Here is a 6128-nt window from a genome sequence, read left to right on the forward strand (position 1 = left end):
CCTTCCCGATTCGAATGTTGGAAAAGGGGAAGTTATTTCGTAGGCGTTCCTAAGCCTCCAGGCTTAACTCTGCCAGTTCGGCCTCGCTGAAAACACGCGAACGCGTATGGAATGCTTTCCCCTCCGGGCCTTCAAGCGAGAAGGTGCCACCATGGCCGTCAATGACGTCGATGATCAACTGGGTATGTTTCCAGTATTGGTATTGCGACTTGCCGATGTAAAACGGGCAGCCACCGATTTCGCCGAGGAAGACATCACCGGCGCCGATGGTGAGTTCGCCTGGCAGGTAGCAGTTGGCAGCGCTGTTGTCGCAGCAGCCGCCGGACTGGTGAAACATCAGCGGGCCGTGCTTTTTCTTGAGGAACTCGATAAGTTCGAGCGCCGCTTCGGTGGCGATGACTTTTTCAACCATTTCAATCTCCCTATGCAAAAAAGGGGGCGGTTGCCCGCCCCCCGATATTCAAACGCCAGAGGGCGAATGGAGAATGTCTGGCTAGAAGAAGCCCAGTTTCTGCTCGCTGTAGCTGACCAGCAGGTTCTTGGTCTGCTGGTAGTGGTCGAGCATCACCTTGTGTGTCTCGCGACCGATGCCGGATTCCTTGTAGCCGCCGAAGGTGGCGTGTGCCGGGTAGGCGTGGTAGCAATTGGTCCACACCCGGCCAGCCTTGATCGCGCGGCCCATGCGGTAGGCTACATTGCCGTCGCGGCTCCACACCCCGGCGCCGAGGCCGTAGAGCGTGTCGTTGGCGATTTCCAGGGCTTCGGCTTCGTCCTTGAAGGTGGTAACGGCGAGTACCGGCCCGAAAATTTCTTCCTGGAAGATGCGCATCTTGTTGTGGCCCTTGAACAGGGTCGGCTGGACGTAATAACCGCCTTCCAGATCGCCGCCGAGATGGGCGCGTTCGCCGCCGATCAGCAACTTGGCGCCTTCCTGCTTGCCCAGATCGAGGTAAGACATGATCTTGGTCATCTGCTCCTGCGAGGCCTGCGCACCCATCATCGTATCGGTATCGAGCGGGTTGCCCATCTTGATGGCGGCGACGCGAACCAGCACGCGCTCCATGAAGTGGTCGTACACCGACTCCTGGATCAGCGCCCGTGACGGGCAGGTGCACACTTCACCCTGGTTGAAGGCGAACAGCACCAGGCCTTCGATGGCCTTGTCGAAAAAGCTGTCGTCGGCCTTGGCGATATCGGCGAAGAAAACGTTGGGTGACTTGCCACCGAGTTCCAGCGTCGCCGGAATCAGGTTGTTGGCGGCGGCCTGGGCGATGACGCGGCCGGTGGTGGTCGAGCCGGTGAAGGCGATCTTGGCGATGCGGCGGCTGGTAGCCAGCGGCATGCCGGCTTCGCGGCCGTAACCGTTGACGATGTTGAGCACGCCCGGCGGCAGCAGGTCGGCGATCAGTTCGGCCAGGATCAGGATGCTGACCGGGGTCGATTCGGCCGGCTTGAGCACCACGCAGTTGCCGGCGCCGATGGCTGGCGCCAGCTTCCAGGCAGCCATCAGGATCGGGAAGTTCCACGGGATGATCTGGCCGACGACGCCCAGCGGCTCATGGAAATGGTAGGCGATGGTTTGCTCGTCGATCTCGCTGATGCCGCCCTCCTGCGCGCGCAGACAGCCGGCGAAGTAGCGGAAATGGTCGATGGTCAGCGGGATGTCGGCGTTCAGCGTTTCGCGGATCGGCTTGCCGTTATCCACCGTCTCGGCGTAGGCCAGCAGCTCCAGATTGGCTTCCAGGCGGTCGGCAATTTTCAGCAGCAGGTTGGAGCGGTCGGCCGGTGAGGTGCGGCCCCACTTGTCGGCGGCGGCATGCGCGGCGTCGAGCGCCAGATCGATGTCCTCGGCACTGGAGCGCGCGGCCCGGGTGTAGGGCTTGCCGGTGATCGGGGTGATTACGTCGAAATATTCACCTTTGACCGGGGCGACCCACTTGCCACCGATGAAATTGTCGTACTTGGCCTTGAAGGCGATCTTGGCACCGGCGGTACCGGGGGCAGCATAGAGCATATTTATCTCCTTGTTTTACGGAATGGTGAACTAATTTCCCATACGGGCCTATACACTTATCAAGTTTCGTGCCAGCCTCGACGGTGGCCGCCAAGCCATTGTTTCAAATATTGTTTTAATGACAATGGCGCGTTGATCGGTGTCCTGTGCAACGTTCCATAACGCAACACCTGTAACAAAACGCTACAGGCGGACAGTCTTTTGCAGGACTGCGGCTATTGCGTTGGTCCGGCATCCTTCTATACTCGGAAAAAAACGGGCATTGACCGGTCGAGGAGACAAAATGAGCATCACGCAACCCGCGCCGGCTTTGCGTCAGGCGCGCATGTATCTGCTGGAACACGGCGACTGTCCGCCGGTCGGCATCGACGAGCGTCTGGCCCGTTCGTGGCGGCGCAGCCTGGCCGCCGGACTGCTTCCCGGCACCGGGCTGGCCGACACCGAACACGCCAGCGGCATGGGGCTGCGTCATGCCCTGGCCAGCAACCACGATCTGCTCGCCCACTCCCGACCAGTTATGGAATACCTCTTCGAACAGGTACGATCCAGCCAGAGCATGGTGATCCTCGCCGATAACCGGGGCACCCTGATGCACACCCTCGGCGACACCGATTTTCTTGACAAGGCCGATCGCGTGGCGCTGTCCTCCGGCGCCTCGTGGCACGAGCAACACCGCGGCACCAACGCCATCGGCACGGCGCTGGCCGAAGCTGCCGGGGTCGAAATTCACGGTGGCGAACACTTCCTCGAACGTAACGGATTTCTCACCTGCGCGGCGACGCCGATCATGTCGGCCAGCGGCGAACTGATGGGCATTCTCGACATCTCCGGCGACCAGCGCAGCCGGCATCCGCACACGCTGGGGCTGGTCAGCATGGCGGCGCGCATGATCGAGAACCGCCTCGTCATCGCCACCTGCCGCTGCCACATCCGCCTGCATCTGCACGCCCACCCGGAAGGCATCGGCAGCGTCGCCGAAGGCATCATCGCCCTCTCGGAAGATGACTGGATCGTCGGCGCCAACCGCCAGGGACTGGCCCTGCTCCACCTCGCCCCGCCCGACCTGGGCGCCACCCCGCTGGCCAGCGCCATCGACGTGCGCCTGGGCGAACTGCTGGCACGCCACAAACGCCGCCCCGGCCAGCCAACACTGGTGCACCTGCACGACGGCAGCGCACTCTTTGTCCAGGTCCATGCCGAGCCAACGGCGCTAGCGCTTGCACCGACGGCGAAACCAGCCCGTGCCGCCAGCGCGATCACGACAACCGACGACGCGCTGGCCAGACTCGATGCCGGTGACACACACTGGCACAACGCCACCGACAAAGCCCGACGCGTGGCCGGCAAGCCGATTCCGCTGCTGATCGTCGGCGAATCGGGAGTCGGCAAGGAGCTTTTCGCCCGTGCCACGCACGACAGCGGCCCGCGGCGCAACGGCCCATTCGTAGCCATCAACTGCGCCGCGCTGCCAGAAAACCTGATCGAGGCCGAGCTGTTCGGCTATGCACCGGGAGCCTTCACCAGCGCACGCCGCGAGGGCAGCCCCGGCCGCTTGCGCGAGGCGCACGGCGGCACCCTCTTTCTCGACGAAATCGGCGACATGCCGCTGACCATGCAGACGCGCCTGCTGCGCGTGCTGCAGGAGCGGCAAGTCACTCCGCTCGGCGGCGGCCAGCCGGTCGACGTCGACTTCTCGCTGATCTGCGCCACCCACCGCAAACTGCGCGAAGAGGCTGAAAAAGGCAGTTTCCGCAGCGATCTGTACTACCGCATCAACGGCCTCACCCTGCATCTGCCGGCCTTGCGCGAACGTACGGATTTTCAGGGGCTGACCGACCGCCTGCTGGCCGAACTCAACCCCGGGCGTGACATCCATCTCGCCCCCGATCTGCTGGCGCAACTGATCCTCCATCCGTGGCCGGGCAACCTGCGCCAGTACGCCAGCGTGCTGCGCACCGCCAGCGCCATGCTCGATCCCGACGAGGACTGCATCGCCTGGCAGCACTTGCCCGACGACCTGGCTGAAGAACTCACCGCCGCCCCCCAAGCCTCTCTGCGCCCGCCAGCCTCCGCCGGGAAAGCGCAAAACCTCGATGAACTATCCCGCTCGGCCATCCGCCAGGCCCTGGAAACGAGTTCCGGCAACATCTCGGAAGCCGCACGCCGCCTGGGCGTCAGCCGGCAAACGCTGTATCGGAAAATGAAGGCCTGAGCGCGCTTTCCCGCACCCCGAGGGAAGCCCGTAGAGCCCTTGGGGTGCAGAGCCACCCTGCAATAATCCTGAAAAGCTCTGCTATTCACCGCAAAGCTTGGTTGAGCTTCGGGCCAAAAACTCAAGAATCAATTCCAGGGGGAAGGGTAATTTCAAAATAAATCTGAATTCAGGCACGTTTTTACCAGTTTACAGGTATTTAAATACTTATTTTCTAGCATTGCAGATAGCGCGCAGGGTGCGTAAATTGATGATGAGCTTAAAGGGATTATTTCTTAAGAATGACGACCCGCCTGAAAGTTTCAGATTGAAAAGGGAGTTGTCATTCTGGACATGAGCCAGCCTTGCTTGACGCCGGATAATAAAATAGACATGCAATGCAGGAGATTTGTTCCCGTTTTTAATGATTAATTTCACGCGTCGGGTGCGGGACATGATCCGACAGGATGCTCATACATGGCAATCACCGATGATGATTGCAGTTATTGAAACGATACGCGCTGAGTAGCTAATAACAACATGCCGTCGAGCAGCGGATCAGGACTGACACCAAAGGAAAACCGATGAATAGCCTTCTCCAACCCAACGAAAGTCCGTTTCAACTCAAGCTTGAAGGAAAAATGACCTATGAGTTTTACCGCGAACTCGAAGACAGGGTTATCGACGCCATGCGGCGTTATAAAAATCTTGAAGTAGACCTGTCGGAGGTCAGCGAAATTGATCTTTGTGGCATCCATCTGATCGGATTGCTGCAAAGCGCAGGGCGGATCGTTGCCGTTTCGCCAGTCGTTGAGGAAGCTTCCAAGCGATTATTTACGACTCTCCATGCCGCTGCTCTTGGCCGTGCCAAGAGAAGTTACCGCGGCAACCCGAGTCCTGTTAGCGAAATGAGAACGAAATGAGTTATTTGTCGATGCCCGCTATCGGTGGTCTTAAACTGGAGAAATACATGGATATGATGCAACCCAACCCTGCCATGGCGAAATCCTGTGACCGCTATGTGAACATTTTCGATGCTACGCCGTTAGGCTTTGTCACCCTCTCATCCGACGGACTGATTGAAAAGATAAGCCTGACCGGCGCCTCGCTCCTGGGTGTTGAGCGCAAGGATCTGCTGCAAAAAAGATTCAGCATTTTCGTCGTTGATGAAGAGCAGGATCGCTGGAACCGTAATTTCCTGAGCATGAAAAGACAGATTGGGCAAGGCACCATGGAACTGGCCTTGCAGCGCGGCGACGGCACGGTTTTTCTCGCAGAGTTAGCCTGCCTTGGCACCACCGGAGATCCCCTCGACAAGGGCTCGGACAAGGGCATACGCATTACCCTGAGCGACATCAGCGAGTAGCAGGCATCTCCGCCAGGGCGACGACCATCCTGGCAATGGCGGCAACGTCGGGATCGATCAGGATGACGCCAACGAAACCCTGGTCGATTTTCAATTGCGCTTTTGGTGTTTTTCGTGGACGAACTACTTTTTCCAGGTTCATGGGTCAGTTGGGCCTGCTAATAAACAACGAACTGGTTCTTTGCCACCGCTTCACGCAACCCGGTCTGGGCAACAACGCGGCTTCTTTATAGTTTGCCTGGACATCCCGAGAAAAGGGCGAGGCGTGCCTTGGATATCAGGAAGAAATGAGAGCAAACCGCCCTGCTTCAGCGCTTGCCGAACCTATCCCCTCGAAAATCTTTGCGACGCCTCATGGTGCCAAGCGTACAAGAGCAATCAATATAAAAGAATACCGGAATGTACTTTAAATGATTACCCGGTGATGCTTATATTCATGCGGGAAAGGGGGTGTGGGGTAAATTTGTTCTAATCATCCTAGCAATCCTACCCATCCGGCGCACTCATTCCGGGCTTGACCCGGAATCTGACCGAAGGAAATGCAGAGCCAGTTCGTT

General features: G+C 59.0%; 6 protein-coding genes. 3 read left to right on the top strand and 3 right to left on the bottom strand.

Features of this window, described 5'->3' with window-relative positions; all coding sequences use genetic code 11:
• Positions 1-49: 49 nt before the first annotated feature.
• Together ACOYNV_RS25130 and adh are read right to left on the bottom strand one after the other, a co-directional pair.
• A complete protein-coding gene (locus ACOYNV_RS25130; protein WP_422902549.1) occupies positions 50-412 on the bottom strand; it encodes a DUF779 domain-containing protein in 363 nt (120 codons plus the stop codon).
• Between the two features lie 81 nt (positions 413-493).
• A complete protein-coding gene (gene adh / locus ACOYNV_RS25135) occupies positions 494-2014 on the bottom strand; it encodes an aldehyde dehydrogenase (protein WP_422902550.1) in 1521 nt (506 codons plus the stop codon).
• A 283-nt stretch (positions 2015-2297) separates the two neighbouring features.
• Here adh and ACOYNV_RS25140 point away from each other — a divergent pair, with 283 nt between their 5' ends.
• The 3 genes from ACOYNV_RS25140 to ACOYNV_RS25150 all read left to right on the top strand — a co-directional run bounded on the left by ACOYNV_RS25140 (position 2298) and on the right by ACOYNV_RS25150 (position 5571).
• The gene (locus ACOYNV_RS25140; RefSeq protein WP_422902551.1) at positions 2298-4226 is read left to right on the top strand and encodes a sigma-54-dependent Fis family transcriptional regulator; all 1929 of its coding nucleotides are present in this window, start codon (positions 2298-2300) and stop codon (positions 4224-4226) included.
• Positions 4227-4789: 563 nt separating this feature from the next.
• On the top strand, positions 4790-5128 hold the full coding sequence (locus tag ACOYNV_RS25145; protein ID WP_422902552.1) for an STAS domain-containing protein: 339 nt from the start codon (positions 4790-4792) through the stop codon (positions 5126-5128).
• Positions 5125-5571 (top strand): PAS domain-containing protein, encoded by a 447-nt coding sequence (locus tag ACOYNV_RS25150; protein WP_422902553.1) that lies wholly within the window; start codon positions 5125-5127, stop codon positions 5569-5571. Before ACOYNV_RS25145 ends, ACOYNV_RS25150 begins: the two co-directional genes overlap by 4 nt.
• On the opposite strand, the gene ACOYNV_RS25155 is transcribed toward ACOYNV_RS25150, so the two are convergent.
• Positions 5561-5713, bottom strand: coding sequence for a hypothetical protein (locus ACOYNV_RS25155; protein WP_422902554.1), 153 nt, complete (start codon positions 5711-5713; stop codon positions 5561-5563). The genes ACOYNV_RS25150 and ACOYNV_RS25155 overlap by 11 nt on opposite strands.
• Positions 5714-6128 lie beyond the last annotated feature (415 nt).

The organism is Propionivibrio sp. (assembly GCF_049316945.1).
In the GTDB taxonomy this organism is placed as follows: domain Bacteria; phylum Pseudomonadota; class Gammaproteobacteria; order Burkholderiales; family Rhodocyclaceae; genus Propionivibrio.